Raw genomic sequence first — 25,310 nt, 5'->3', positions numbered from 1 at the left:
ACGAGAAGAATGCCCACCGAAATCCTGATGCCCGCCCTCTCTCCGACGATGGAGGAAGGCACCCTTGCGAAGTGGCTCGTCAAGGAAGGCGACACCGTCAGCTCGGGCGACATCCTGGCCGAGATCGAGACCGACAAGGCAACGATGGAATTCGAAGCCGTCGACGAAGGCGTCATCGGCAAGATCCTGATCGCGGAAGGCACCGAGGGCGTGAAGGTCAACGCCCCGATCGCCGTGCTGCTGGAAGAGGGTGAATCCGCCGACGACATCGGCAGCGCCCCCGCCGCCGCGCCCGTGGAAGAGGCCCCCAAGGCCGAAGCCCCCGCCCCCGCCAAGGCGGCCGAGCCCGCCCCCGCCGCGCCGAAGTCGAACGCCAGCCCCGACTGGCCCGAAGGCACCCCGATGAAGACCCAGACGGTCCGTGAAGCGCTGCGCGACGCGATGGCCGAAGAGATGCGCTCGGACGAGACGGTCTTCCTCATGGGCGAGGAAGTCGCCGAGTACCAGGGCGCCTACAAGGTCTCCCAGGGTCTGCTGGACGAGTTCGGCGAGAAGCGCGTCATCGACACGCCGATCACCGAGCACGGCTTCACCGGCATCGCCGTCGGCGCCGCCTTCGGTACGCTGAAGCCCATCGTCGAGTTCATGACCTTCAACTTCGCCATGCAGGCGATTGACCAGATCATCAACTCGGCGGCCAAGACGCTCTACATGTCCGGCGGCCAGATGGGCGCGCCCATGGTCTTCCGTGGCCCCAACGGTGCCGCCGCCCGCGTCGGCGCGCAGCACTCGCAGGACTACGCCGCCTGGTATGCGCAGATCCCCGGCCTGAAGGTCGTCATGCCCTACTCCGCCGCCGATGCGAAGGGCCTGCTGAAGACCGCGATCCGCGATCCGAACCCGGTCATCTTCCTCGAGAACGAGCTGATGTACGGCCAGTCCTTCGACGTTCCGGACGTGGATGACTTCACCATCCCCTTCGGCAAGGCGAAGATCTGGCGCGAAGGCAGCGATGTCACCATCGTCTCCTTCGGTGTCGGCATGAAATACGCCCTGGAAGCTGCGGACAAGCTGGCCGAAGAGGGCATCTCTGCCGAGGTCATCGACCTGCGCACCCTGCGCCCGCTCGACTATGACACGCTGATCGCCTCGGTCATGAAGACCAACCGCTGCGTGACCGTGGAAGAGGGCTTCCCGGTGGCCTCGATCGGCAACCACCTCTCGGCCTACATCATGGAAAACGCCTTCGATTACCTCGATGCGCCCGTGATCAACTGCACCGGCAAGGACGTGCCGATGCCCTACGCGGCCAACCTCGAGAAGCTGGCGCTGATCACCACGGACGAGGTGATCGCGGCGGTGAAGAAAGTCACCTACCGGTAAGGGAAGAGAGTCATGCCCACGGAAATCCTGATGCCTGCCCTCTCTCCGACCATGGAGGAAGGCACCCTGGCGAAATGGCTGGTCAAGGAAGGCGACACCGTCGCCGCCGGCGACCTGCTGGCCGAGATCGAGACCGACAAGGCGACGATGGAATTCGAAGCCGTCGACGAAGGCATTGTCGGCAAGATCCTGATCGCGGAAGGCACGGAAGGCGTGAAGGTCAACGAACCCATCGCCATCCTGCTGGAAGAGGGTGAAAGTGCCGATGACATCGGCGCCGCCCCCGCGCAAGCCGCTGCCGCTGCGCCGGAGGCGGCCCCCGCCGCCGACGCCGGGGCCAAGGCGGCCCCCGCAGGGGGCTCCGCGGCCCCGGCCCCGGCCCCGGCCGCGCCGAAGGCCGCCGATGGCGGGCGCATCTTCGCCTCGCCGCTGGCACGCCGCATCGCCGCCCAGAAGGGCCTCGACCTCGCGACCCTGACGGGCTCGGGCCCGCATGGCCGCATCGTCAAGGCCGACGTGGAAAACGCCGTGGCGAAACCCGCCGCCGCACCGGCTGCCGCCGCGCCCGCCCCGAAGGCCGAGGCCCCGGTTGCCAAGGCGGCCGCCGCCGGCCCCACCGCCGAGCAGGTCATCAAGATGTACGAGGGCCGCGACTTCGAAGAGGTCAAGCTCGACGGCATGCGCAAGACCATCGCCGCGCGTCTTTCCGAGGCCAAGCAGACCATCCCGCACTTCTACCTGCGCCGCGACATCAAGCTCGACGCGCTGCTGAAGTTCCGCTCGCAGCTGAACAAGCAGCTCGAAGGGCGCGGTGTGAAGCTCTCGGTCAACGACTTCATCATCAAGGCCGTGGCGCTGGCGCTGCAGGCCGTGCCCACCGCCAACGCGGTCTGGGCGGGTGATCGCGTCCTCCAGCTCAAGCCCTCCGACGTTGCCGTCGCCGTGGCGATCGAGGGTGGCCTGTTCACCCCGGTGCTGAAGGATGCCGACATGAAGTCGCTCTCCGCCCTCTCGGCAGAGATGAAGGACCTGGCCAAACGGGCCCGCGACCGCAAGCTCGCGCCGCATGAATACCAGGGCGGCTCCTTCGCGATCTCCAACCTCGGCATGTTCGGCATCGACAATTTCGACGCCATCGTGAACCCGCCGCATGCAGGCATCCTGGCCGTCGGCTCGGGCGTCAAGAAGCCCGTCGTCAATGATGCGGGCGAGATCGAGGTCGCAACGGTCATGTCCGTCACCATGTCGGTCGATCACCGCGTGATCGACGGGGCGCTTGGCGCCGACCTGCTGAAGGTTATCGTCGAGAACCTCGAGAACCCGATGATGATGCTGGCCTGATCCGGGGCCTGCCCCGCAACGGCTCGAAGGCCCGCTCTCCGGAGCGGGCCTTTTGCGTTACAGCTGCAGCTCCCGCAGCCTTGGCGTGGCAGGCTCCGGCCCGGCCACCGCCCGCCCGAAGGCCTGCGGCCCGTGGCTCAGGAAGCGGCGCAGCAGGTGGCTGAAAAAGCTCATCTCCTCATGACGGCCCCGCAGCGCCTCCAGCTGTGCCGCCACCGCCTGGACATGATCGCGTCCGGTCTCCGGATCCAGCGCCGCCAGATTCAGGCAGGGGTCCAGAAGGTCCGCCAGCATCCGCGCGGCCTGGGTCTCCATCTGGCTGGCGCTGGCCTCCTGCGGGCGCAGCCGTGGCGCCAGGATCGACAGCGCCGGTCCCAGGGCATGCTGGAAGCGCAGCATCATGTGATCGGCCCCCTCGCGCGGCTGGCCGATCAGCACCCGCAGCTGCGCCAGCTGCACCATGTCGCAGGGAAACGGCCCCTCGGCGGCCAGCAGCGCCGGGGTCGCGCCCCGCGGCGGCAGGTAGGGCCGCATCAAAGCCCCGAAGGCCGGAACGAAGGCGCTTTCCACCGGCTCGGGCGCCGTGCAGCGCACGACGTTGCACGCCCCCTGCCAACGCACCTTCATCCAGTCCAGGAACCAGTCCTGACTGCCCTCCGGACGCTTCAGCGCGATTTCGATCACCGTGCGTTCGGTTTCTTGATCCCAGGTTCTGCTCATCGATGTCCCGCCTCTTTCAGCATTGTTTTCTCGATGAGAGAGATTTGCGGCCAAATTGGTAAAAAACTTTCTAAAAAAGTTCGAAACTGGCCGTTCCCCCAGACAAAGCAAAACCCCGCCTCAGAAAAAAGGCGGGGTCTGAAGAACACGCGTGATCAGATGCGGGTCAGACGCCGTGGATCTGGTCCATCTTGATCGAGGGTTGATCGCAGCCCGCCTCCCCGACGATGCGGGCGGGCACCCCTGCGACGGTCGTGCAGGGCGGCACCTCGTTCAGCACCACAGACCCCGCCGCGATCCGCGAGCAGTGACCGATGCTGATATTGCCCAGCACCTTGGCCCCGGCCCCGATCAGGACCCCGTTGCCGATCTTCGGATGGCGGTCTTCCTCTTCCTTGCCGGTGCCGCCCAGCGTCACCGAATGCAGCATGGACACGTTATCGCCCACCACGGCCGTTTCGCCCACCACGATGGAATGGGCATGGTCGATCATGATCCCCTTGCCCATCCGGGCCGCCGGATGGATATCGACCCCGAAGACCTCGGAGGAGCGCATCTGGAAGAAATAGGCCAGGTCGACGCGTTTCTGCTCCCACAGCCAGTGGCCGATGCGATAGGCCTGCACGGCTTGGAAACCCTTGAAATAGAGAAGCGGCTGAAGGAAGCGATGGCAGGCCGGATCGCGGTCGTAGATCGCGACGATATCTGCCCGCGCGGCTTCGGGGATCGCGGGATCGGCGCTGATCGCCTCGTCGCAAATCTCTCGAAGCAGCTGCCCGGGCATGTCGTCCGAAGCCAGCTTCATCGCGATCCGATAGGACAGCGCGCGTTCGAAGGAGGCGTGGTGCAGGATGGTTGAATGAACCATACCGCCGAGCAGCGGCTCATCCGCAATGGCGACCTTCGCCTCGCGGGTGATACGGTCCCAAACGGGATCCAGCTCGGCGAGCTTTGCTTGCGTGTTGGCCATGGCATGTTTTCCCAATGTTTGAGGGGCAGGATATCAGATCCCGCCCCTCATGGAAAACGCAAAGCCGTGGCCTCCGGGTTCACAAATTCCGATCTTTCAAAGGTCGAAGGTCAGCATCCCGGGGCTGCCGGGACCGTATGTGGCTGAAATCTGTGATACTTCCAGATCCACAGGTCCGGAAATCCCGTCGCTGGCCTGGTCTGCCACCGAATAGACCCAGCCGGTTTCAGCCACCTCCACCTCGCGGAACAGGCTGCCCGCGCTGCGCAGCCGGACCCGGAAGGCCTGGCTGTCCTCGCCCAGTGGGATCTCGGCCAGGTCCCAGGCATCGGCGTCGATCCGGCCCCGGCGCACCCAGCTGAAGGCGATCTCGCCCGAAGTCTGAGGCGCGGCGCGCAGGTGGCAGGGCGCGTAGGGCCGCAGGCCTTTGCCGTCGAAGGCAAGCACCTCGTGACGATAGCTCGGGTCGTCCACCGGCTTCTGCGCCGGCCCGATCCGGTAATGCCGCGCCAGCCGCCGCTGGCTGGGCGCCAGGGAGATCTGCTCGGGCACGCCGTTCATCAGCACCACATAGGACCCCACGGGCCAAGTGTCGGGCATCCCCGCATCGGTGCCAAGTTGCCCTCGCAGCCGATGGCCCAGTCGATAGGCCCGGGGGCCGATGACCTCCGCATCGCGGAACTGGAACAGCTCCCAGTTGCCCGGGGTGCCATCGCCGATGGCCATCAGGTTTGCACCGGCCAGCAGCCCCGCCGCATCGGTCGAGGACAGGCTGCCCGAGGTCAGCGCAATCTCCAGCCCCGCGCCCCGATCCGGTCGCCCCGGCGCCGCGCGCTCCAGGACGCTGGTCGTCAGGCCGATCACCGCACGCGTCGCCAGTACCCGGTCCAGCTGATACCCCGCATCCGAGGCCGCAGCATAAAGCGCCGCACCGCCGCTCCAGGGTTCCGCCGTCACCGCGATATGGGGCGCATGGGGCACCTCGTCACCGCGCATCAGCGGCAAGTCCAGGAACAGCGGCAGCACCGGCACCGGCGCGGCATAGACCGGACCTTTCGGCAAGATCTCAGCCAGGGCGGCCCGGTCGTAGACCTCGGGCTCGATCCGGGTGGCTTCGAACAGGCCGGCCTCGGTGAAGTCGGCCCGATCGATCCGGTAGAAGGCGTCCTCCAGCCCCACCACGTCCCCCGGTCCGATGTCGCGCCGCGACGGCGGCAGGGCAAAGCGCAGACTGTCGCGGGACACCCGGGTTTCGCCAAGCCAGCGCTCCAGCACCTGGCGCGCCTCGGTCCGGCTCATCAGCAGCGACAGCTCGCTGCCCGAGACGACGCGGCTGGTGTCGCCGGGCAGGATCGCCTCCTCGGTCACCGCGTCGTAGTCGGCATCCGCCTCGATGAAGCGCAGCCGCATCCGGCCCGCGATCTCGGCCTCCGGTGCGCGCCGGCGCTCGGTCTCGCCCTCGATCTCCGTGACAACGGCCAGCGCATCGGGATCAAGCATCGCATCGACCCGCCCGTTGCGCATGAGGAAGCGCAGCACCCCATCGCGTTCCACCGCGTCGAAGCCGTAGCGCAGCATCAGCGATTGCAGCGCGGCGCGGGGCGCCGTGACTTCATCCATCAGGAAACCACCGACATAGCCCTGCAGGTCCGAGGTATCGATCTCCTCCACTCCGGCCTCGCGGCAGATTTCCTCGACCACGAGAGCCAGAGACCGCCCGCCGACCCTGCCCGTGATCCAGTGCCCGGCAAGATAGTTCTCGCCATCGCTCCAGAGGTCGAGGTTGCCCGGGAAATAGGGAAATGGCCGCGCATCCCAGGCCCAGACGAAGGCGCGCGACATGTCGATCATGCTGGCGCCATAGACCGACGACACAGGGTTGTGGCCCGGATCGTTCCAGTAGCCGTGCATGACCGACAGGTAGCGCTGCTGCATTAGCTCGTCGCGCTGGCCGTCCGAATAGTAAGGCAGCGCGGATTCGGAACTTTTCGGGTCAAGGAACTTGTTTGGCTGGTTGGTGCCCTTGTCGATGGCCGCGCAGCCCAGTTCGGTGAACCAGACAGGTTTCGATTGCGGCACCCAGGGGGTGGCCGTGGCCTGCCGCACGCCGCCGATCCGTTCGTGATGGGCATTCAGCCACCAGTTCCGGATGTCCTTGACGCGCCAGATCCAGGGTTCCCCCTGCCCGTCCGTGATCGTCGTGCGGATCTGTGCATCCCGGTCCGCTTGCGAGGCATAGTACCAGTCGTACAGCTCTCCGCCCTCGACATTGGTGGCCAGGTAGGTCCCGTCGTAGATCGAGGGATGCGTTTCGGCATCCAGATGCTCGGACCCGTCGCGCCAGTCCGACAGCGGCATGTAGTTGTCGATCCCGATGAAATCGATCTCCGCATCGGCCCAGAGCGGGTCGAGATGGAAGAACCGGTCGCCCGAGCCATCGCCCGGCTGGTAGCCGAAGTATTCGCTCCAGTCCGCCGCATAGCCCAGCTTGACCGAAGGCCCCAGGATCGCGCGGACCTCGGCGGCCAGAGCCCGGAAGGCCGCCACCGCCGGAAAGCTGTTGGCCGCGCCCCGGATCTGCGTCAGCCCGACCATCTCGGAGCCGATGCAGAAGCTGTCGACGCCGCCCGCCGCCGCACACAGCGCCGCGCAATGCAGCACGAAGCGCCGGTAGCGCCATTCCGCAGGACCGGAATAGGTGACCTCATCGCCCGAGATGGCAAAGTCCGAGGCCTGCGCCGTGCCGAAGAAATCCGCCACCTCGCTCGCCGCCTGCGCGGTCCCGTCCGGAGAGCCCGTGCGCCCCGGCGCCTCTGCACAGGTGATCCGCCCCCGCCAGGGCAAGGGCGGCTGGAAGGTCGCGTCGCTCCAGGGATCGGGCAGCGTGTTGCCCTCGGTCTGGTCCATCAGCATGAAGGGATAGAACATCACCGCCTGACCGCGCGCGTTCATCTCGCGGATGGCCTCGATCACCGAGAGGTCGGTGGGCGTGCCGCCGTAGATCGGACGCCCGCCACCATCCCCCGCCACCACCTCGGCGGTGTCACGGGTCAGGCCGCTGACCGACCAGGGCATCTCGGCACCGTCGAACTCGATCTGCTCGACCTTCGGGCGCAGCTCGCAGCTGCCGCAGCGCAGGTCGTTGCCGAACCAGCTCACGATCAGGGAAATCGCGCCGCTGTTGGGAAGGGAGGCCTCCAGCTGATCAAGAGAGGTCTCAAGGTCGCTCTTGCCCGAGGGCGTGTTGACGTTCTGAAGCCGCCCCGTGCCGCCGCCATAATCGTGGCGCACCGGCGTCGTCGCCAGGGCATATTCACCGCTGCCCGGCATCATCGCCACGCCGCGGATCGCATGGGAAGGTTCCTCGGCGGCGCCCGGCAAGGACAGCGGTGCGGGCCGCAACACCTCGAAGGTGAACTGCGGCACCCGGTTGCCGAAGGGCGACAGGTCCAGATCCTCGAAGACCACATAGGCCGTGCCACGATAGGCGGGCACCTCTCCGGCGCCCTCAATGGCCTCCATCCGGGGATCGGGCAGCTGGTCGGCGCTGCCAGTATAAAGCCGCATGTTCAGCGTCTCGGCAGAAACTTCGGCGCCATCCGCCCAGACCCGCCCCAGACCCGAGATCTCGCCCTCGCACAGCGCCACGGCCAGGTTCACCGTATAGGCATATTGCGTGACCTGGGGCGCAGAACCCGTGCCCTTGCCGCCGCCCGTCGTCGTGCTGCTTTCGGTGAACTGGGAGGCCCAGATGACCTGCCCCGCAATCCGCATCCGGCCATAGACACGGGCGACCGCATCGCCCTCGCCGGCATTCGACAGGCGGAACCGTTCGACCCGGCCGCTCTCGACCGCGTCCGAGCCCGTGCCCAGGATCCGCTGGTCAATCGACTGACCGATCGCGGCGCCGACAAAGCGCCCGATTGCGACCGAGGACAGACCAAGGGCCGTGCCTCCGATGGAGCCGCCGATGGCGGCCCCGGCAGCGGACAGGATGATGGTGGCCATTCAGGTCTCCTCCTGCGGCGGAAAGGTGAAACGGGCGACGATGCGGCGGCGCCAGGGGGCGCTCAGCGGGCTTTCGACGACCGCGTGACGGGAATAGGCATGAATGAAGCTGGCCCGGGGGCCGACCTCGGCGGCGATACCCAGATGCTTGGCAACCCCGCCCGAGCGCATCCGGAACAGCAGCACGTCCCCCGGCGCCTCCTGGCCCGGGGGCTTTTGCAGCAGATGCCTGCAGGCAGCCTGCCAAAGACGCTCCTCGCGCTGCGGCTCGGACCAGTCGGGCGTATAGGCCGGCACGCTCTCGGGCTCGGCGCCGTACAGATCCCTCCAGAGACCGCGCAGCAGGCCCAGGCAATCCGTCCCGGCCCCCCGCACCGAGGCCTGATGCAGGTAGGGCGTGCCGATCCAGCCACGCGCCAGGGTGACGATCCCCGCCCCGTTCATCTCAGGCTCCCGCCCGAGGACTGGCCCGAGCGCGAGGGCACCACCATCAGCCAGTCGTCCCCGGGAATATCCGGGAAACCCTGATGGTTGAGGACATTGGCGAACTTGTCCCGGCAGGTGGCGAGCCGCTTGTCGCAGCCCGCCTCCAGCCGAACCGCGGGGCTGGGTCCGGGATCGACCGACAACGGCGTCCAGAGTTCGATGACCCGGGTCGCGCCCTCCATCCAGTCGCGCTTGACCGGCACCGTGACCCCCGCCGCCGTGCCGTCGAGGATGTGCATCATGCCGCGCGCGAACCAGCCAGCCTCGTGGCTGGTCAGCCCGGCAAAACGGAAGACCCGCGCCTCCTCGACCGAAGCTGCGCTCGCGGTCACGACAAAGGCCGGATCCGTCAGATCGACCTGACACAGCGCATCTCCCAGCATTGCCGCACAGGGTGCCTGGTAGGACCGCCCTACCGGCTGGTTCAGCCTCTCGGTCAGGCCGCGCAGCTCGGCCCGGAAGGCGCCACCCGCGCGGGTGATCTCTCCGATCGTGCCACGAAAGATCATCTGGCGGGCCGATACATCGGCCCAGTTGACCAGCCAGGCACGGACCTCGGCACCGTCGAAACGCCCCGTCGCGATGTCGGCCTCGGAAATGGCGGCATCGCTCAGCGCGCCCATGGCCTCGCTGTTGTCGACCGAAACGCCGGTACCCTGCTGGAGGGCGCTGGCCGTCAGACCCGTCTCGGCGCGAAAATCGATACCGTCGAAGGACAGGTCCACGTCGTGATCGGTAAAACCAAGGACCACCCCGTCGGCCCGGGCGATCGCCCAGGCGTTGCAGGTGGTGGTGACGCCGGTGGCCAGATGGGCGGAAAGGGAAGGGTCGAAGCTCATCAGATCCGCACCTCCACCACCGGCACGCTGGGCACGTCGCCAGCCTGGAAGGACGCAACCGAGACATGGATATGATCGGTATCGAAACGCACCGGCACGTCGAATTCGAACCCGGCGGTCACCGTGGCCGACAGCGCCGGGGCCACGGCGAAGGTGATCACGCCGCTGGCGTAATCGACCGTGAAATCCGTGTCCTCGGCCTTCTCAGCCCCCGAAACCGCAACACGCAGCGTGCCCATGACGGGTTTGCTGATCGGCCGCGTGTAGCTCGCGTTCCCCGAAGCATAGAGCTTGCTCAGCGCGAAGATGGTCGAACTGCCATCGCCGGTGCCGATCAGCTGGTCCGAGGCACCGACCGTCGCGGTCGGGAGACACGACTTGTAATCGGACCAATCCTTCCAGCGAAAACCGTAAAGCTGGCCGCTGCGGGCCTCGAAGAAGGCGATCAGCGCCGCCAGATCGTCGATGGAGCGCATGGCCACCCCGGCATCGTAGCGCCGCCGCGAATGCTGCCAGCGGGCGTTGCGCTCCTCGTGGCCACTGGCCAGGGTCACCACGTCGGTGCGCCGCTCCGGCCCCCCGGTCGAGCCGAAGGAGAGCGTGGTGGGAAACCGGATCTCGTGAAAGCTCATGGGATGCTCCTCAGCGGTTGCGCTGGCCGCGGGCGATGGCTCGGCTCATCTGCGCGGCGATCTGGGATTGCGAGCGGCGGAACCCGTCGGCATCCGGGGTCGAGATGTTCATCACCACCTGGACGGGCTGCGCCGCACCGGCGCTGCGGATGCCCAGCCGCCCATCCGGGCCCCGGCTCAGCGGCACGATGGCCTCGGGGCCGGCCTCGCCCATCAGCCCCGCCCCACCGCGCATCGGAAAATAGGTCGGTGCATTGACGATGCCCCCCTTGGCGAAGGGGGTAACGCTTTGCACGAGGCTGCCCAGCGACTGGGCGATCAGCCCGCCGAACTGGTCGGTGATCGGGCGGGCAGCGGCGGAATAAGCGACACGCCCCGCTGTGCCGACAACGCCTCTCAGCGCCTCTCCTGCAGAGGCACCGTTGAACAGAACGCCATCCAGCGCCCGGCGCAGGCCACGGCTGAGGCCACGCTCCAGCGTCTGGGCGTCCTTGCCGGTTTCCTCCAGCGCCGCCCGGACTCGCTGCAGCTCGGCGCCGAACCCGGCCGCCATTTCCGCCGCCGCGACAAAGCTGTCATCCAGGCTGTCGACCTGGGATTGCAGCGCATTGACACCGTTTACATCCGCCATCTCATTCCTCCTGCCGGGCGCACCCGGTTACTCATCTTGTGCCGGAGCGTCCGGAAAAGCCGCCAGCAGCTCCTGCAGGCGCCCCTTGCCGAGGACAGGCGCGGCACCGGGCTGATCACCCAGCATCAAGCGCAACTCCGCCGGCGTCAGGCGCCAGAACTCCTCGGGCCGCAGCCGCAGGCCACAGATCCCGGCCCGCATCAGCGCCGGCCAATCGAGGGCGCTCATCCTGCCTCTCCCGGCAGCACGAAGGCGCGGGCCAGCAGCTCTGCCGCACGACGCGAGGCCTCCAGCGGACCGCCCTCGATCTCCGCGCTCAGCAGATCGCGGGCCTGCCCTCCCCAGCCGCCGCCGCGCAATCCGGCCACGATCAGCGCCAGCACATCGCGGCTGGAGCAGCTGCCGCTCTCGAACCGCTCGACCAGTTCGGCCAGCGATCCGCTGTGAAGACCCGCCTCCAGCTCGGCCAGGGCGCCGAGGGTCAGCTTCATGACCCGGCGCTCTCCGTCGAGGATCAGCGCCACTTCTCCGGCCAGCGGGTTCGCCATCAGAGCGCCGTGAAGGCCAGCGCCCCGGCCGAGGCCATCGCCAGCTCGTAGGTCGCCTCGCCGTCATGGGCGCCGGCATATTCGATCGAGGTGATCAGGAAGGGCCCTTCGACGATGCCGAAATCCGGAATGATCACCTGGAAGGCCGGCGTCTCTCCGTCGAAGAAGATCTGCCGGGCGCGTTCGTCGCTTGCATCATCCCGGAACACGCCCGAACCGCTGAGCCCCGCCGAGCGCACCCCGGCACCCGCCAGCAGCTCGCGCCAGCCCCCGGTACTGTCGAGGCTCGTCACATCGACGCTCTCGGCGTTGAAGCTGAGCCGCGAAGCCCTGAGCCCCGCCAGTGTCTGGAACGCACCCGCGCCCGTCATGTCCACCTTGATCAGAAGGTCCTTGCCGCTTTGGGCCACCATGTTCGTCACTCCGTCCAGGGATCAGCTGTCTTGCACGCGGGCGCGGAAGGTCAGGTCGATGCGGCGCAGCCGCCCCTCCCGCCGCGCCCGGGCCTTGAGAAAATTCAGGTAGATGAGATTGCCGCGCCCCAGGGCCGGGATCTCTCCGGCCAGGGCATCGGACACGGCGCCGGCCACGGTCTTGAGGGCATGGAACCCGTCCGCCGAGGCCACGACCGAGATTTCCAGCTCGTGCAGCGCCCCGGCGCCGCTCTTGTCAGAACTGTCCTTCACGGTCTCGGGACCAAGCGCCACCCAGAGCGCCGGCGGCGTCCCCTGAGGCGGCGCGTCGAAGATCGCGGTGCCAACCAGGGCCACCAGCGCGGCATCGGCGCAGAGCGCCTGGTAAAGCGAAGTCTGCAGGGCTGCGGAGACGGCATAGCTCATGGTGCCAGCTCCTCGTGGACCAGGCAGGTCAGATACTGCCCGCCCGCATCGGCCTCGCTCACCGCGTCGATCAGGTAGACATGGCCGTCGCAAAGGAAACGCTCTCCGGGAACCGGGCGGTTCGTGGCGCCAACCGGCGCCCCCCGCACGGTGATCCGGACACGCTGCGCGTGGATCTGCTGACCGCCCTCGCTGCCGGGACCGCCGCTGCGGGCCGCGATCTCGCCCCAGAGGGTGCCAAGGGCGATCCAGCTCGTGGTGCTGCCGCCAGCCCCGTCGTCGACATGGCTGCGCGCCTCCAGCACCAGCTTGCGATTCAGTCGCGGGCTCATGCACGGATTCCCTTGCCAAGACGGATCGGACGGTAACGTTCGATCAGCGCTGTCACCCCGAACGGCATGCAGCCGCGCGACAGTCCCGGGTCGTTGCGGTACTCGTAGTAATGCGCCGCCAGCAGCAGCACAGCCTGGGCCAGATCGCCGGGCAGCACCGCCCATTCGGTGGCGGCCCCCGCCGTCATCAGCACCTCGGCCTTGCCGTTGTCCGGAATCGTCGGCAGCAGGCCCGAGGTCCGGCGGAACACAGGGAAATAGGAATCCGCGGTGATCCGGAATTCGTCCCCGGTGATCGCGGAATAGGTGGCTTCGTCCTCGTAGATCCGCACTTCCTGAATGAACCGGACCGGTGTCACCGGCACGCGCACGCCCTCCGGATCGCTCCATTCCTCCAGCGTCCAGATGAAGTCCCGCTGCAGGAAGGCCTGGCCGGTGCGTCCTTCAAGCGCGGCAATGGCTGCCCGCAGATAGGCTTCCAGCACACCGTCCTGCAGCCCGTCCTCGGCAAAGCCAGAGCCAAGCCGCAGGTGATCGCGGAAGGCTTCGATGGGAAGCAGCGTGCTCGCGACCTGATTGATTTCGACAAGTAACATCCGAATTCTCCCGTGATCCCGGGCCCCTGCCCGTCCTCAACCCGCGCGCCGGGGCCGTCCCCGACGCGTGTCTCCCAACGTTGCTCGGACGGAGGGAGCTGCTGGACAACGCATGCAGGAGACACGCGCCCGACGAGGCCGAGAGGCCCCGGCCCCGCCGATCCGCCGCCCTCAGGAGGCGGCGAACTTCAGCAGCTTGATCGCCGCGAAATCGCTGACGTCACCGCCGACGCGCTTGGTGGCGTAGAACAGGACATGCGGCTTGGCGCTGAAGGGATCGCGCAGCACGCGCAGGTCCGGGCGCTCCGCGATGGTGTAGCCGGCATGGAAGTCGCCGAACGCGACCGAGAAGCTGCCCGCCGCGATGTCCGGCATGTCCTCGGCCACCAGCACCGGATAGCCCATCAGGCGTGCGGGCTCCCCCGCGGCAAGGCCATCCGACCACAGGAAACGGCCGTCGGCATCCTTCAGCTTGCGCACCGAACCGGCGGTCTTCGAGTTCATCACGAAGGTGCCGTTGGCGCGGTAGCGGGCACCAAGCGCATAGACCAGCTCGACGATGGAATCCGCCGGGTCCGAGGGGTCGAAATCCCCCGAGGTGCCGGTGGCGATGTAACCCAGGTTGCCCCAGGTCCAGGACCCGTTGGCGACCGAGGTGTGGTCGAGGAACCCGGTCGGCTTGTCCGAGCCATCGCCCGAGATGAAGGCGGCGGCCTCGGCGCGGGCGAACTTGTCGGCGATGCGCTCGGCCAGCCAGCCCTCGATGTCGAAGGCGCTGTCATCCAGCAGCCGCTGCGAGGCCTTGGGCAGCGCCGAGAGCTCGTAGAGCGGGATCGAGATGCGGTCGATCGAGGGGGTCGAGGTTTCCGAGACCGAGCTTTCGTCGTTCCAGCCCGCGCCGATGTCGGTGGTGTCGATCAGCACGTCGTAGGAGGTCGCGTTGACGTTCACCACATTGGCGATCTGACGCAGCGAGGCGGTGCTTTTCAGGACCGACTGCACGGTCGAGGAGGTCACCGGATCGACCAGGTAACCGCCGTCGCCCGACACGGTCGAGATGGCCTTGCCTTCCAGCTCCAGGCCGCGCAGGCCATCGTCATCACCGTTGCGCAGATAGGCGTTGAAGGCCTTCTGATGGGGCGCCTCGATCTCGGCGGCGATGGCCAGTGCCGGACGTGCGGCAGAGAGGGATTTGCGGTCAAGCATGGTCAGTCGGCTTTCCTGTTGTTGAAGACGTTCCTTGATGTCGAACTGGAAGTCCTTGAACTCCCGCACGAAATCCGTCAGCGCGGATTTCACCTCGGCGACCGGAGACACGATCTCTCCGGGCCGAGAACTCTTCTCGGTCATACCCATCGACTACTCCTCGATTGGAAGGTGAGAGCGCCCTAGCGGCCGCCCAACTCGGCCCCTGCGGCCCTCAGGGCCGCTGCCAATTCGCGCAGCGGCTCTTCCAGGGGGTCGAACCCCTTGGCGGCCACCCGCGCACTGGGCAGCATCGGGAAGGTCACCAGCGACACCTCCCACAGCTCCAGTTCCGTCAGGAGCCTGCGGCCCCCGTCATCCTTGGCCGAGCGCTTCGTGCGATAGCCGATCGACAGCCCGTCGATGGCCCCGGCACGGATCAGCTCGGCGGCCTCGCGACCCCGCGCGACACCCTCCAGAAGGCGCCCCTTGACCCAGAGGCCCGTGGCATCCTCGCGGATCTCGTCCCAGATGCCGATGGGCTGGGCGGGATCATGCTGCCACAGCATCTTGACCCGCCGCCCCTCGGCCATCAGCCGCGCCAGGCTGGACTTGTAGGCCCCCGCCTGAACGATGTCGCCGCCCTGATCACAGGCCCCGAAGCGCGAGGCATAGCCCTCGATGGTCAGCCCGTCGGCCTGCACCGTCAGGTCCTCGTCAAAACGGCAGAACTTCTGCTCCAGCCCCGAGGCCGCCTCTTTCATCTGTTCGTACATGGTCATGGTCTCCGATCAGGGAAGCTGGTCCAGGATGGACTGGAAGGCCTGGGCAAGGATCGCGCCGACGATGCCGAAGACGGTCAGCCAGAGGCGCTTTTCCAGCCGCTCGACCAGGGCCTCCAGCCGGGCGATGCGCTCGTGCAGCGCGTCGTTCTGCAACTTCGAGACCTTCTCGTGCGATTGCAGCCGCAGCGACGGGCCGCATTCGAAATCCTCGTAGACGGGACGCGGATCAGGCATCGCCATCGTCCAGAGGCGGCAGGCCAAGGGCGGCGCGCTTCTCGGCACGGGTCAGGAAATCGGCCTCGCCGATGCGCTTCCACTGGCTGTCGCGTTCCGCCGACAGCGCCGGCACACGGTCCAGATCCGGGCGCAACTCCAGCTGTTCACCGCTGAAACGTTCCAGCCATTCGGCCACGGCGGCGGTGACACGGGTCACCAACGGCAGCACCGTCAGGCGGAAGAAGGCGCGGTGGGCCTCCTGGTAATTGGCATAGGTGGCCTCTCCGGGGATGCCCAGCAGCATGGGCGGCACGCCCAGGGCAATCGCGATCTCGCGCGCGGCGGCCTCCTTGGTCTTGTGGAACTCCATGTCCGAGGGGCTGAAGCCCATGGGCTTCCAGTCCAGCCCCCCCTCCAGCAGCATCGGCCGGCCGGCATTGGCGGCGCCCTGATGGTACATCTCCATCTCGGCCACGAGGCGGTCGAACTGGTCGGGGCTCATGGTGCTTTCGCCATCCGTGCCCTTGTAGACGATCGCCCCCGAGGGCCGTGCGGCATTGTCCAGCAGCGCCTTCGACCAGCGCGAGGCCGAGTTGTGCACGTCCAGCGCCTGCGCCGCCGCCTGCAGCGGCGACAGCCCGTAATGGTCATCCTGCGGATGGAAGGTCTTCAGATGCAGGATCGGAGAGCGCGGCCCCGACACGTCGAAGCGCACCTTGCTGGAATTCACCGTGTAATCGAAAGCCACCGGCCAGCCATCCGCGCCGGGCACCAGGCTCATCCGGTCCGAGCGCAGGACGTAGAGTTCGACCGGCGTGCCTTCCTCGGCGGCGACGGCCTCCATGTAGGCATTCCCGGTCAGCAGCATCTGGCCATAAAGCGCCTCGAACAGCTCGGCCCGGCCCTGCATCGGATTGGGGTTGCGCAGCAGCGACAGCACCGGGTGCTGGTCATAGCGGCGCGCCTCGTCCTGCAGGATCAGCGGCAGAGAGGCTGCGGCCTCGGCCACCAGCTTCACCGCGCGAAAGACCACGGGGTTGGCGGTAAAGCCGGTCCGCGTCAGGCTTGCGGTATCGCGCGCGGACCAGGCGACACGACCGCCGCTGGCATAGGCAACGATGCGCCCCGTGGCCGAGGCCTTCCGCTCCGGCGCGCCCTTGTCGGACGACCCGGCATCCTTGCGGAAATAGTCGATGACCCCCATGCGTCTCTCCTTGCTTGCGTCGCGTCCCGCCCCCGGGCGGTGGCCGGGTTCGTCCCGGGCCGTGCGAGGAATGTGCTGCAAATGGATTAAATTCGCCTCAGACCACCGTGCGGTGGGTCAGATGGCCCGAAGCTGGGGACGCGCGCTGCTGCGCTGCGACAGCACCAGCTCGTGCAGCGCCCAGACCAGCGCATCCAGCCGGTCCGGGCTGCCCTTGCCCTCCCAGCCCCGGGTGGTCATCTGGGCCAGCTGATCCTCCAGCGCGCCAAGGCCGCGCACGTGATGCACACGGCCCGTCTCGTAAAGCATGGCGACCGGCTCGGCCCGCGCGGCCTTGCCCCGGGTCGCACGCACCTGCTTCAGCGGCACCAGGGGATCGACCTGCCGGATCACGCTTTCCACCAGGTCGCCGCCCTGGTTGACCTCGGCGACGATCCGGTCGGCCCCATGGCGCGCCATCGCCGCCACCGCCGCCTCGGCCCATTGCCGAGGAGAGGCCGCCCGCACCGAGGCATCCTCCAGCACATAGGCCTGCCAGCTGCCCACCGGCCCCGAGCGCACGACGCCCGCGACGATGATGCCGCATTCATCCGACCCCTCGTGGCCCGTCACCGGCGGGTCCACCGCCACGACGATGCGATCCAGCGGCGGCACCTCCGTGACCTGCGCCGCACTCAGCATCGCCTCGGTCCAGAGCGCCCCTTCGGCATCGGCCATCAGGATGCCGTCCAGCTCCTGCCGGCCCAGCCGCGTGCCCGCGTAACGCGCCCGCACCTCCTCCAGGAAGCTGTCGGCCAGGTTGGCGCGGTTGGCCTCGGTGGGCGCATGGGTCACCACGGTCGAGGGGCTTTCGAGCAGCTTCTTCAGCACGCCGACGTTGCGCGGCGTGGTGGTGACGCAGACGCGGGGATCCTCGCCCAGCCGCAGCGCGAACTGCAGCATGTCCCAGGTGTCCTGCGCCTTCTTCCACTTCGCCAGCTCGTCCAGCCAGGCGCCGTCGAACTGCGGGCCGCGCAGCGCCTCGGGCTCGCTGGCGGAAAACGCCTGCGCCTCGGCGCCGTTGGGCCAGATCAGCTTGCGCTCGCTGGCCTTCCACAGCGGACGGCGATCGGGGGGCGAACAGGCCATGATGCCGCTTTCGCCAAAGATCATCACGTCGCGCACCTGATCGAAGGTTTCGCCCACCAGCGCAAGGCGCCGGCAGCGCCCCGGCTCCAGCGGCAGGTTGCCCTCGACCTGGGTCCGCACCCATTCCGAACCCGCCCGCGATTTGCCCGCGCCGCGCCCGCCCATGATCACCCAGGACCGCCAGTCCCCCTCGGGGGGCAGCTGATGCGGCAGGGCCCAGAATTCGAGCAAAAAAGGGAGAGCACGAAGCTCTCCCTCATCAAGGTCATCCAGGAATGCGTTCTGGATGTCCGCACCTGCGGAGGCGATCCAGGCGGCACCCGATCGAAGCCCTTGCGGCCCCGAGGTCGATGTCTCCGCCCGCCCGTTGTCCCTGTCTTCCGTCATCGAGCTTGGCCTCCATTTCCATTGCAAAACCGATCCATTTGCGGATCTCCTGACACATCTTCGTCGTTTCCCCGACCGCCGTGACATCGCCGGCGCGCACCCTGTCCTGCAGCGCCTCCAGATCCCTGGTGATGTCGCCGATCTGGCGATCGAGCCTGTCGATGGTGTCCCGCAGCCGGGTCTCGTCTCTGTCGGACCGAGTTGTCATTTTGTTTGCCTCGTGCGTTATCGTTGTCCCTCCGACGCGCAGCACGAAAAAACGGCCTCGGGGTTTCCCCCGGGCCGTTTGCCCATGTGTTCCAGCATGTCACAACCTATACGGGAAACCGTGCGGTGGGTCAAGATCCCCCAAAGCACGAAGGCGGAACGCTCTGTTAACGCTCCGCCTTCAATAGCCCGTCAATCCATTGAAACAGATCAGTTATTCTGCTTCTCGGACTCCAGCTGGCGCCATTTCGCGACGTTCCTGTTGTGCTCGTCCAGGGTCGAGGCAAAGGCGTGCCCGCCCGATCCGTCGGCGACGAAATACAGGTAATTCGTCTGCTCCGGGTTCACCGCCGCCTCGATCGAGGCCTTGCCCGGGTTGGCGATCGGCGTCGGCGGCAGCCCGTCCACCACATAGGTGTTGTAGGCATTGTTCGCGCGCAGCTCGCTGGCGCGGATGCCGCGGTCCAGCACACCCTTGCCCTTGGTGATGCCGTAGATCACCGTCGGGTCGGTCTGCAGGCGCATCCCCTTCTCCAGGCGGTTCTCGAAGACCGAGGCGACCACGCGGCGTTCGTCGGGAACCCCGGTTTCCTTCTCGATGATCGAGGCCATGATCAGTGCCTCCTGGGGGGTCTTCAGCGGAATGCCATCGGCCTTCTTGGCCCAGGCCGCATCCAGGATCTGCGTCTGCTCGTCCTGCATCCGCTTGACCAGCGCAGCCCGGGTATCCCCCTTGGAGAACTCGTAGCTGTCGGGCGCCAGCGTGCCCTCCTTCGGCAGATCGCCGATATCGCCATCCAGCACATCGACCGAGTTCAGCATCTGCACGACCTGCCAGGCGGTGACACCTTCTGCCAGGGCGATCCGGTAGCGCGTGTCGGGCTCCTTCTCGACCTTGGCCACCACATCAGGGGCCTTGTCCTCGCCCGGCACGTAACGCGCCTCCTCGACATACTGCGAGGTCGCCGGATCCACCGAACGCACCAGCACGTCCGACTGCCGCACCCCGACCCGGTACAGGATCTCGGTGCCGCAGGTGCTGGCCCCGCCCCGGGTCACGATATCGACGATATCGGACATCGAGGCCGAGGCCGGCACCAGAAAGGCCCCGGCCTTCAGCGCCCCGGACTTGTCGGCATATTCGGCGCCGATGCGGAACAGCATCCCGCTCGACACCGCGCCGGTCTTGACCAGGTCATCACTGAGGCCGCGCATCGTCTCGCCCTGCTTGACGCGGACACACATGCCCTGCGCCAGCGGACCCGGTTCGACATACTGGTTCTTGCCCCACAGGATGGCGCCAGCCAGCATCACCGCGCCCACGATCAGCAGCGTCAGCCCGTTCGAGGCGATGGCACGCCACATATCAGCGCACTTTCCCGAACACGAGGCTCGCATTGGTGCCGCCGAACCCGAAGGAGTTCGACAGAGCCACGTCGATCTTGCGCTCGACCTTCTTGTTCGGCGCCAGGTCCAGCTTCGGCGTCACCGCCGGGTTGTCCAGGTTGATCGTCGGCGGCGCGACCTGATCGCGGATCGCCAGGATCGAGAAGATCGCCTCGATGGCGCCCGCCGCCCCCAGCAGGTGGCCGGTCGCGGATTTCGTCGAGGACATGGTGACGTTCTTGGCGTGATCGCCCAGCAGACGCTCCACCGCGCCCAGCTCGATCGTGTCGGCCATGGTCGAGGTGCCGTGCGCGTTGACGTAATCCACGTCCGCCGGCGTCAGGCCGGCGCGCTTCAGCGCCATCTCCATGCAGCGGCGTGCGCCGTCGCCGTCTTCCGACGGGGCGGTGATGTGATAGGCGTCGCCCGACAGGCCGTAGCCCAGGTATTCGCCGTAGATCTTGGCGCCACGGGCCACCGCGTGCTCGTATTCCTCCAGCACCACGATGCCGGCCCCCTCGCCCATGACGAAGCCGTCACGGTCCTGGTCATAGGGACGGCTGGCCGCCTGGGGATCATCGGCGCGTTTCGTGGACAGCGCTTTGCAGGCGTTGAAGCCCGCGATGCCGATCTTGCAGATCGCCGCCTCGGCGCCGCCCGCGATCATCACATCCGCGTCGCCCCACTGGATCAGACGCGCCGCATCGCCGATGGCATGTGCCCCGGTCGAGCACGCCGTCACCACCGAATGGTTCGGACCGCGGAAGCCGTGCTTGATGCTGACCTGACCCGAGATCAGGTTGATCAGCGCGCCCGGCACGAAGAACGGCGACACCCGGCGGGGGCCCTTCTCGTTCATCAGGATCGCGGTGTTGGCGATCGAGTTCAGGCCCCCGATGCCCGAGCCGATCAGGACGCCGGTGCGCTCCAGATCCTCGGCCTCGGTCGGAGTCCAGCCGCTGTCGGCCACGGCCATGTCCGCAGCCGCGATGCCGAACTGGATGAAGGTATCGACCTTGCGCTGTTCCTTCGGCTCCATCCACAGGTCCGCATTCCAGGTCCCGTCGGTCCCGTCACCACGCGGCACTTCGCAGGCATAGGTGGTGGCCAGCCCCTCGGTATCGAACTGCGTGATCGGACCCGCACCCGATTTTCCGGCCAAAATCCGGCTCCAGCTTTCCTCGACCCCCACGGCCAGGGGCGTAACCAGCCCCAGCCCGGTGACAACGACACGACGCATGTAATCCGCCCCCAAAATTTTCTTCACTGCCGCTCATACCCGAGGCCGCCCCCAAGGGGCAAGCCTCGCAGACCCCGCCCGCAAGCCTCCGCCACCGCAATATCTTCATCTTTCCGAAAATACGGCGGCGCAACCGGACCCGGCACGGCAGGGGCACGGCCCCCGGTCCCCAGATGGGGCCAGGGCGCACAAAAGCAAACCCCCTGCCGCAACGGCAGGGGGTTCTCACCCATCCGGGTGCAATCTGGACGCGGCCCGCGGGCCGCTCAGATCATGCGGCTTCGGAGATGAACTTCACCGCGTCGCCGAAGGTCTGGATGTTCTCGGCAGCGTCGTCCGGGATCTCGATGCCGAACTCTTCTTCGAACGCCATGACCAGCTCGACGGTGTCGAGGCTGTCTGCGCCCAGGTCGTCGATGAAGGAAGCGTTCTCGGTCACTTTCTCTTCTTCCACGCCGAGATGCTCGACAACGATTTTCTTCACGCGCTCTGCGACATCGCTCATAGGTTTTCCCTCTGTCAGGTGGGCCAGCGGCCCGGTTCTTGCCTCACCCCTTGCGGGGCCGATTGATGGGGTCTCTCGACCCCGGTCTCCCCGCAGAGCGAGGCGCGGGACAGGCCTTGCGACCCCCGCTGATACGCGCCGCCTATAGCATATGCTTCACACGACGCAAACGCTTTCGAGACCTGCGCCCTTGCAGCGGAAATTGCAAGGTGCCGCCTCGGCTTTCGCGCCCCGCAACCCTTGTTTCCAATGCTGCGAGGCGGCAATGTCCCGGCCCGCAGGCTCAGAGCATGGCCATGCCGCCGTTCACGTGCAGCGTACTGCCAGTAACGTAACCTGCCTCGGGGCTCGCCAGATAGAGCACGGCCGCGGCGATCTCTTCCGGGCTGCCCATGCGGGCGGCGGGAATCTGCGCGTTGATCTTGGCCTTCTGCTCATCGTTCAGCTTGTCGGTCATCGCGGTGGCGATGAAGCCCGGCGCCACGCAGTTGGCGGTGATTCCCCGGCTCGCGACCTCGTAGGCGATCGACTTGGTCATGCCGACCATGCCGGCCTTGGCGGCGGCATAGTTCACCTGGCCCGGGTTGCCGGTCGCCCCGACGATGGACGAGATGTTGATGATCCGGCCCCAGCGGGCCTTCATCATCGGGCGCATGACGCCCCGGCACAGCCGCATGGTCGCGGTCAGGTTCACGTCGATGACGCTGGCCCAGTCCTCGTCGCTCATCCGCATGAAAAGCTGGTCACGGGTGATGCCCGCATTGTTGACCAGGATATCGAGGCCGCCCATGGCAGCGATGGCAGCCTTCGGCAGCGCCTCGACGGCCTCCGCATCACCCAGGTTGCAGGGCAGCACATGGGCGCGCTCGCCCAGCTCGGCGGCCAGCGCCTCCAGCGGCTCGACGCGGGTACCCGACAGCCCCACCGTCGCGCCCGCCTCGTAGAGCGCCTTGGCGATCGCCCCGCCAATGCCACCGCTCGCGCCGGTCACCAGCGCCGTCTTGCCCGTCAGATCGAACATCCGTCTCTCCCGTCGGCAGGTCTCCCTGCCCTTTTCTTGTTTCAAATACCTTCGGGGGTCCGGGGGCAGACAGCCCCCGGCCGCACAGCAAGCAAAAAGCCTCAGCCCTTCAGCGCCTCGGCAGCCGCAGCCACCTCTTCGGGCGTGCCGACCTGGGCGCAGGCCACGGATTTCTCGATCCGGCGCACCATGCCCGACAGCGCCTTGCCGGCACCGATTTCCCAGATCGCATCGACGCCGCGCACGGCCATCCACGCGATGCTCTCGCGCCAGCGCACCGACCCGGTCACCTGCTCGACCAGCAGCGCCTTCAGCACCTCGGGATCGCTCACCGCCTCGGCGCGCACATTGGCCACGACCGGCACGGCAGGCGCCTTGAAGGTGACGGCGGCCAGCGCCTCGGCCATGACTTCGGCTGCGGGCTGCATCAGCGCGCAGTGGAAGGGCGCGGAGACCGGCAGCATCACCGCCCGCTTGGCACCACGGGTCTTGGCGATCTCCACGGCACGCTCCACGGCGGCCTTGTGACCAGACACCACGACCTGACCCGGATCATTGTCGTTGGCGGCCTGGCAGACCTCGTCCTGCGCGGCCTCCTTGGCCACCTCCATCGCCGCCTCGAAGCTCAGCCCCAGCAGCGCCGCCATGGCGCCCACGCCCACCGGCACGGCCTCCTGCATGGCCTGGCCCCGGGTGCGCAGCAGACGCGCCGCATCGGCAATGCTCAGCGTGCCGACCGCCGCCAGAGCGGAATATTCGCCCAGCGAATGGCCAGCCACGAACTCGGCGGCGGTAATGCTGACGCCTTCGGCCTCCAGCGCGCGCATGGCGGCCAGAGAGGTCGCCATCAGCGCCGGCTGGGCGTTCTGCGTCAGCGTCAGCTCGTCCTGCTCGCCCTCCCAGATCAGCGCGCTCAGCTTCTCGCCAAGCGCGTCATCGACCTCTTCGAAAACGGCCTTTGCCGCCGGATAGGCATCGGCCAAGGTGCGGCCCATGCCGATGGTCTGGGCACCCTGGCCCGGGAAGACGAATGCGCGGCTCATCGCGGCCTCCTTCTGATCTTCGGTTTCCGCCCCTTCGGGCAGCCTTTGCGGGGGCATAGCCAATGGCGCCGGGCATGGCAATCCGCATGGCGATCCGCCCCCGCCTCGGCGGCGGCACCACCGGCACGCCCCATGCGCGCAGATGCGCCCCGGCATTCGCGCACAGACCCTGCGCGCAGGCCCCGACTTGAGCCACCCTGCCCGCTCTCTATTCTGTGATCATCCTCCGGGCGCCCCCTGGCCCGTCCCTTCCGAACTCCCGATCCAAGGACCCTTCCCATGGCCCTGACAGACAGCAAGGACCAGTACGGCGCCGTTTCCCGGCTCATCCACTGGCTGACCGCGCTCCTCATCCTCGTCGACTGGCCGCTGGGCCTCTATGCCCATGCCCTGACCGAAGGCCTCGCCTCCGCCCCGTCCGAGGAACAGGCCGCCCTGGTCAGCCGCACCGCCATGCTCTTTTCGGTCCACAAGACCCTCGGCGTCGCCGTCTTCCTGGTCTCGCTGCTGCGCATCCTCTGGGCCCTGACACAGCGCCGTCCCGGCCTCGTCAACGGCGATCACGCCCCGGCGGCAAGCGCCGCCGCCCTGGTGCACTGGCTGCTCTACGCCCTGCTGGTCGCGGTGCCGCTGACCGGCTGGATCCACCATGCCGCCACCTCTGGCTTCGCTCCGATTCTCTGGCCCTTCGGCCAGCATCTGCCCTTCGTGCCGGAAAACGAGGCCGTCTCGTCCGTCTTCTCGGGGCTGCACTGGGCCTTCACATGGCTGCTGCTGATCACCCTGGCCCTGCATGTCGCCGGCGCCCTGAAGCACCATCTGTTCGACCATGATGCCACCCTGCGCCGGATGTGGCGCGGCACCCCCGCGCACCCCTCGGAGCACCAGCCCGGCCATGCCATCCCCGCCGCCGGCGCCCTGGTCGTGCTGATCCTCGCCGTGACCCTCGGCCTGGTCACTCGCCCCACCGACTCCGACGGCAGCAACACCCCCACCCCGCAGCTCGCGCAGGTCCGCAGCGACTGGACCGTCCAGGATGGCACCCTTGCCCTCTCGGTCACCCAGTTCGGCAAGACCGTCTCCGGCAGCTTCACCGACTGGACCGCGCAGATCGCCTGGGACGACACCGTGCCCGAGGGCAAGGCCGGCCATGTCACCGTGACGATCTCGATCCCCTCCATGACCCTCGGCTCCGTCACCAAACAGGCGCTCGAAGCCAATTTCCTGGACGGCGCCGGGCATCCGACCGCCACTTTCGACGCCGACCTCTTCCGGATGCCCGAGGGTCCCGTCGCCCGGGGCACGCTCCGCCTGCGCGGCAAGGACGTGCCTCTCGACTTCCCCTTCCAGCTCGAACTCGCCGACGGCACCGCGACGGCCGCCGCCGATTTCTCCCTCGACCGGCGCGCCTTCGGCATCGGCGACAACATGCCCGACGAGAAGACCGTGGCCTTCCCCGTCCAGGTCCATTTCGAGCTGACCGCGCAGCACGGCGCCGGCACCTGATCCCCGAAGCAAGCTCCGGTGGCACCGTCGCGATGCCTCCGGCGGGGATATTTCTGGCCAGATGACAGGAGCGCCGCCCGACCCCGGACGGCGCTCCTGCGCATTTTCTTGTTTCAAATACCTCGGGGGAGTCTCCCGGTACGGGAGACGGGGGCAGCGCCCCCCCCTTCTC

General features: G+C 67.5%; 27 protein-coding genes. 3 read left to right on the top strand and 24 right to left on the bottom strand.

From position 1 onward, the window contains the following. The first annotated feature begins 9 nt into the window (after positions 1-9). On the top strand, positions 10-1,383 hold the full coding sequence (locus KM176_RS10390; RefSeq protein WP_160896975.1) for a pyruvate dehydrogenase complex E1 component subunit beta: 1,374 nt from the start codon (positions 10-12) through the stop codon (positions 1,381-1,383). A gap of 12 nt (positions 1,384-1,395) precedes the next feature. Further along, complete coding sequence (locus tag KM176_RS10385) at positions 1,396-2,724, top strand: pyruvate dehydrogenase complex dihydrolipoamide acetyltransferase (RefSeq protein WP_160896974.1); 1,329 nt, start codon at positions 1,396-1,398, stop codon at positions 2,722-2,724. Positions 2,725-2,781: 57 nt separating this feature from the next. Here the strand turns inward: KM176_RS10385 and KM176_RS10380 are convergent, their stop codons facing one another. The 24 genes from KM176_RS10380 to fabD form a co-directional block, all read right to left on the bottom strand. Further along, positions 2,782-3,444 carry a hypothetical protein gene (locus KM176_RS10380; RefSeq protein WP_160896973.1) on the bottom strand — a complete coding sequence of 221 codons (663 nt, stop codon included), beginning with the start codon at positions 3,442-3,444 and terminating at the stop codon, positions 2,782-2,784. Between the two features lie 166 nt (positions 3,445-3,610). Beyond that, on the bottom strand, positions 3,611-4,414 hold the full coding sequence (gene cysE, locus KM176_RS10375) for a serine O-acetyltransferase (RefSeq protein ID WP_160896972.1): 804 nt from the start codon (positions 4,412-4,414) through the stop codon (positions 3,611-3,613). A gap of 96 nt (positions 4,415-4,510) precedes the next feature. Continuing rightward, on the bottom strand, positions 4,511-8,422 hold the full coding sequence (locus KM176_RS10370) for a baseplate multidomain protein megatron (RefSeq protein WP_160896971.1): 3,912 nt from the start codon (positions 8,420-8,422) through the stop codon (positions 4,511-4,513). Then, the gene (locus KM176_RS10365) at positions 8,423-8,866 is read right to left on the bottom strand and encodes a C40 family peptidase (protein ID WP_160896970.1); all 444 of its coding nucleotides are present in this window, start codon (positions 8,864-8,866) and stop codon (positions 8,423-8,425) included. Beyond that, positions 8,863-9,747, bottom strand: coding sequence for a DUF2163 domain-containing protein (locus KM176_RS10360; protein ID WP_202398086.1), 885 nt, complete (start codon positions 9,745-9,747; stop codon positions 8,863-8,865). Before KM176_RS10360 ends, KM176_RS10365 begins: the two co-directional genes overlap by 4 nt. Further along, positions 9,747-10,379 (bottom strand): DUF2460 domain-containing protein, encoded by a 633-nt coding sequence (locus tag KM176_RS10355; protein WP_160896969.1) that lies wholly within the window; start codon positions 10,377-10,379, stop codon positions 9,747-9,749. The genes KM176_RS10360 and KM176_RS10355 overlap by 1 nt, the downstream gene beginning before the upstream one ends. 10 nt (positions 10,380-10,389) lie before the next feature. Beyond that, entirely contained in the window at positions 10,390-11,010 is a 621-nt protein-coding gene (locus tag KM176_RS10350; RefSeq protein ID WP_160896968.1) for a phage tail tape measure protein, read from the bottom strand. Between the two features lie 27 nt (positions 11,011-11,037). Further along, positions 11,038-11,238, bottom strand: a complete 201-nt coding sequence (locus KM176_RS10345) for a rcc01693 family protein (RefSeq protein ID WP_160896967.1) — start codon at positions 11,236-11,238, stop codon at positions 11,038-11,040. After that, positions 11,235-11,558, bottom strand: coding sequence for a gene transfer agent family protein (locus KM176_RS10340; protein ID WP_160896966.1), 324 nt, complete (start codon positions 11,556-11,558; stop codon positions 11,235-11,237). Before KM176_RS10340 ends, KM176_RS10345 begins: the two co-directional genes overlap by 4 nt. Next, a complete protein-coding gene (locus KM176_RS10335; protein ID WP_160896965.1) occupies positions 11,558-11,971 on the bottom strand; it encodes a phage major tail protein, TP901-1 family in 414 nt (137 codons plus the stop codon). The genes KM176_RS10340 and KM176_RS10335 overlap by 1 nt, the downstream gene beginning before the upstream one ends. 21 nt (positions 11,972-11,992) lie before the next feature. Next, positions 11,993-12,397: a DUF3168 domain-containing protein gene (locus tag KM176_RS10330; RefSeq protein ID WP_160896964.1), complete on the bottom strand. Its 405-nt coding sequence runs from the start codon at positions 12,395-12,397 to the stop codon at positions 11,993-11,995. Next, positions 12,394-12,729 carry a head-tail adaptor protein gene (locus KM176_RS10325; RefSeq protein WP_160896963.1) on the bottom strand — a complete coding sequence of 112 codons (336 nt, stop codon included), beginning with the start codon at positions 12,727-12,729 and terminating at the stop codon, positions 12,394-12,396. The genes KM176_RS10330 and KM176_RS10325 overlap by 4 nt, the downstream gene beginning before the upstream one ends. Continuing rightward, positions 12,726-13,325, bottom strand: a complete 600-nt coding sequence (locus KM176_RS10320; RefSeq protein WP_160896962.1) for a head-tail connector protein — start codon at positions 13,323-13,325, stop codon at positions 12,726-12,728. The genes KM176_RS10325 and KM176_RS10320 overlap by 4 nt, the downstream gene beginning before the upstream one ends. 171 nt (positions 13,326-13,496) lie before the next feature. Beyond that, complete coding sequence (locus KM176_RS10315; RefSeq protein ID WP_160896961.1) at positions 13,497-14,681, bottom strand: phage major capsid protein; 1,185 nt, start codon at positions 14,679-14,681, stop codon at positions 13,497-13,499. Positions 14,682-14,713: 32 nt separating this feature from the next. After that, entirely contained in the window at positions 14,714-15,286 is a 573-nt protein-coding gene (locus tag KM176_RS10310; protein WP_236045267.1) for an HK97 family phage prohead protease, read from the bottom strand. Positions 15,287-15,301: 15 nt separating this feature from the next. After that, a complete protein-coding gene (locus KM176_RS10305) occupies positions 15,302-15,529 on the bottom strand; it encodes a GTA head formation protein, RCAP_rcc01685 family (RefSeq protein WP_160896960.1) in 228 nt (75 codons plus the stop codon). Further along, on the bottom strand, positions 15,522-16,715 hold the full coding sequence (locus tag KM176_RS10300; protein ID WP_160896959.1) for a phage portal protein: 1,194 nt from the start codon (positions 16,713-16,715) through the stop codon (positions 15,522-15,524). Before KM176_RS10300 ends, KM176_RS10305 begins: the two co-directional genes overlap by 8 nt. 117 nt (positions 16,716-16,832) lie before the next feature. After that, a complete protein-coding gene (locus tag KM176_RS10295) occupies positions 16,833-18,074 on the bottom strand; it encodes a DNA-packaging protein (RefSeq protein WP_236045266.1) in 1,242 nt (413 codons plus the stop codon). Between the two features lie 34 nt (positions 18,075-18,108). Then, the gene (locus tag KM176_RS24875) at positions 18,109-18,438 is read right to left on the bottom strand and encodes a hypothetical protein (RefSeq protein ID WP_236045265.1); all 330 of its coding nucleotides are present in this window, start codon (positions 18,436-18,438) and stop codon (positions 18,109-18,111) included. Between the two features lie 209 nt (positions 18,439-18,647). Next, positions 18,648-19,802, bottom strand: a complete 1,155-nt coding sequence (gene mltG / locus KM176_RS10290; protein ID WP_160896957.1) for an endolytic transglycosylase MltG — start codon at positions 19,800-19,802, stop codon at positions 18,648-18,650. Between the two features lies 1 nt (position 19,803). Next, positions 19,804-21,063 (bottom strand): beta-ketoacyl-ACP synthase II, encoded by a 1,260-nt coding sequence (gene fabF / locus KM176_RS10285; protein ID WP_160896956.1) that lies wholly within the window; start codon positions 21,061-21,063, stop codon positions 19,804-19,806. A 271-nt stretch (positions 21,064-21,334) separates the two neighbouring features. Further along, positions 21,335-21,568: an acyl carrier protein gene (locus tag KM176_RS10280; protein WP_119840776.1), complete on the bottom strand. Its 234-nt coding sequence runs from the start codon at positions 21,566-21,568 to the stop codon at positions 21,335-21,337. Positions 21,569-21,851: 283 nt separating this feature from the next. Further along, positions 21,852-22,589, bottom strand: a complete 738-nt coding sequence (fabG, locus tag KM176_RS10275) for a 3-oxoacyl-ACP reductase FabG (protein ID WP_160896955.1) — start codon at positions 22,587-22,589, stop codon at positions 21,852-21,854. 101 nt (positions 22,590-22,690) lie between these two features. Continuing rightward, complete coding sequence (fabD, locus tag KM176_RS10270; protein WP_160896954.1) at positions 22,691-23,632, bottom strand: ACP S-malonyltransferase; 942 nt, start codon at positions 23,630-23,632, stop codon at positions 22,691-22,693. Positions 23,633-23,911: 279 nt separating this feature from the next. Between fabD and KM176_RS10265 the strand changes: the two genes are divergently transcribed. Beyond that, positions 23,912-25,138: a cytochrome b/b6 domain-containing protein gene (locus KM176_RS10265; RefSeq protein WP_160896953.1), complete on the top strand. Its 1,227-nt coding sequence runs from the start codon at positions 23,912-23,914 to the stop codon at positions 25,136-25,138. Positions 25,139-25,310 lie beyond the last annotated feature (172 nt).

This window comes from Pseudooceanicola endophyticus (assembly GCF_018760365.1).
Lineage (GTDB): Bacteria > Pseudomonadota > Alphaproteobacteria > Rhodobacterales > Rhodobacteraceae > Pseudooceanicola > Pseudooceanicola endophyticus.
Note: the sequence above shows the minus strand (reverse complement) of the source record. Positions and strands in the feature narration are given on the sequence as shown.

Excerpts from the sequence above, each read along its gene's own strand:
- KM176_RS10390 (WP_160896975.1), top strand. The coding sequence starts at position 10 with ATGCCCACCGAAATCCTGATGCCCGCCCTCTCTCCGACGATGGAGGAA.
- KM176_RS10385 (WP_160896974.1), top strand. The coding sequence starts at position 1,396 with ATGCCCACGGAAATCCTGATGCCTGCCCTCTCTCCGACCATGGAGGAA.
- KM176_RS10380 (WP_160896973.1), bottom strand. The coding sequence starts at position 3,444 with ATGAGCAGAACCTGGGATCAAGAAACCGAACGCACGGTGATCGAAATC.
- cysE (WP_160896972.1), bottom strand. The coding sequence starts at position 4,414 with ATGGCCAACACGCAAGCAAAGCTCGCCGAGCTGGATCCCGTTTGGGAC.
- KM176_RS10370 (WP_160896971.1), bottom strand. The coding sequence starts at position 8,422 with ATGGCCACCATCATCCTGTCCGCTGCCGGGGCCGCCATCGGCGGCTCC.
- KM176_RS10365 (WP_160896970.1), bottom strand. The coding sequence starts at position 8,866 with ATGAACGGGGCGGGGATCGTCACCCTGGCGCGTGGCTGGATCGGCACG.
- KM176_RS10360 (WP_202398086.1), bottom strand. The coding sequence starts at position 9,747 with ATGAGCTTCGACCCTTCCCTTTCCGCCCATCTGGCCACCGGCGTCACC.
- KM176_RS10355 (WP_160896969.1), bottom strand. The coding sequence starts at position 10,379 with ATGAGCTTTCACGAGATCCGGTTTCCCACCACGCTCTCCTTCGGCTCG.
- KM176_RS10350 (WP_160896968.1), bottom strand. The coding sequence starts at position 11,010 with ATGGCGGATGTAAACGGTGTCAATGCGCTGCAATCCCAGGTCGACAGC.
- KM176_RS10345 (WP_160896967.1), bottom strand. The coding sequence starts at position 11,238 with ATGAGCGCCCTCGATTGGCCGGCGCTGATGCGGGCCGGGATCTGTGGC.
- KM176_RS10340 (WP_160896966.1), bottom strand. The coding sequence starts at position 11,558 with ATGGCGAACCCGCTGGCCGGAGAAGTGGCGCTGATCCTCGACGGAGAG.
- KM176_RS10335 (WP_160896965.1), bottom strand. The coding sequence starts at position 11,971 with ATGGTGGCCCAAAGCGGCAAGGACCTTCTGATCAAGGTGGACATGACG.
- KM176_RS10330 (WP_160896964.1), bottom strand. The coding sequence starts at position 12,397 with ATGAGCTATGCCGTCTCCGCAGCCCTGCAGACTTCGCTTTACCAGGCG.
- KM176_RS10325 (WP_160896963.1), bottom strand. The coding sequence starts at position 12,729 with ATGAGCCCGCGACTGAATCGCAAGCTGGTGCTGGAGGCGCGCAGCCAT.
- KM176_RS10320 (WP_160896962.1), bottom strand. The coding sequence starts at position 13,325 with ATGTTACTTGTCGAAATCAATCAGGTCGCGAGCACGCTGCTTCCCATC.
- KM176_RS10315 (WP_160896961.1), bottom strand. The coding sequence starts at position 14,681 with ATGGGTATGACCGAGAAGAGTTCTCGGCCCGGAGAGATCGTGTCTCCG.
- KM176_RS10310 (WP_236045267.1), bottom strand. The coding sequence starts at position 15,286 with ATGTACGAACAGATGAAAGAGGCGGCCTCGGGGCTGGAGCAGAAGTTC.
- KM176_RS10305 (WP_160896960.1), bottom strand. The coding sequence starts at position 15,529 with ATGCCTGATCCGCGTCCCGTCTACGAGGATTTCGAATGCGGCCCGTCG.
- KM176_RS10300 (WP_160896959.1), bottom strand. The coding sequence starts at position 16,715 with ATGGGGGTCATCGACTATTTCCGCAAGGATGCCGGGTCGTCCGACAAG.
- KM176_RS24875 (WP_236045265.1), bottom strand. The coding sequence starts at position 18,438 with ATGACAACTCGGTCCGACAGAGACGAGACCCGGCTGCGGGACACCATC.
- mltG (WP_160896957.1), bottom strand. The coding sequence starts at position 19,802 with ATGTGGCGTGCCATCGCCTCGAACGGGCTGACGCTGCTGATCGTGGGC.
- fabF (WP_160896956.1), bottom strand. The coding sequence starts at position 21,063 with ATGCGTCGTGTCGTTGTCACCGGGCTGGGGCTGGTTACGCCCCTGGCC.
- KM176_RS10280 (WP_119840776.1), bottom strand. The coding sequence starts at position 21,568 with ATGAGCGATGTCGCAGAGCGCGTGAAGAAAATCGTTGTCGAGCATCTC.
- fabG (WP_160896955.1), bottom strand. The coding sequence starts at position 22,589 with ATGTTCGATCTGACGGGCAAGACGGCGCTGGTGACCGGCGCGAGCGGT.
- fabD (WP_160896954.1), bottom strand. The coding sequence starts at position 23,632 with ATGAGCCGCGCATTCGTCTTCCCGGGCCAGGGTGCCCAGACCATCGGC.
- KM176_RS10265 (WP_160896953.1), top strand. The coding sequence starts at position 23,912 with ATGGCCCTGACAGACAGCAAGGACCAGTACGGCGCCGTTTCCCGGCTC.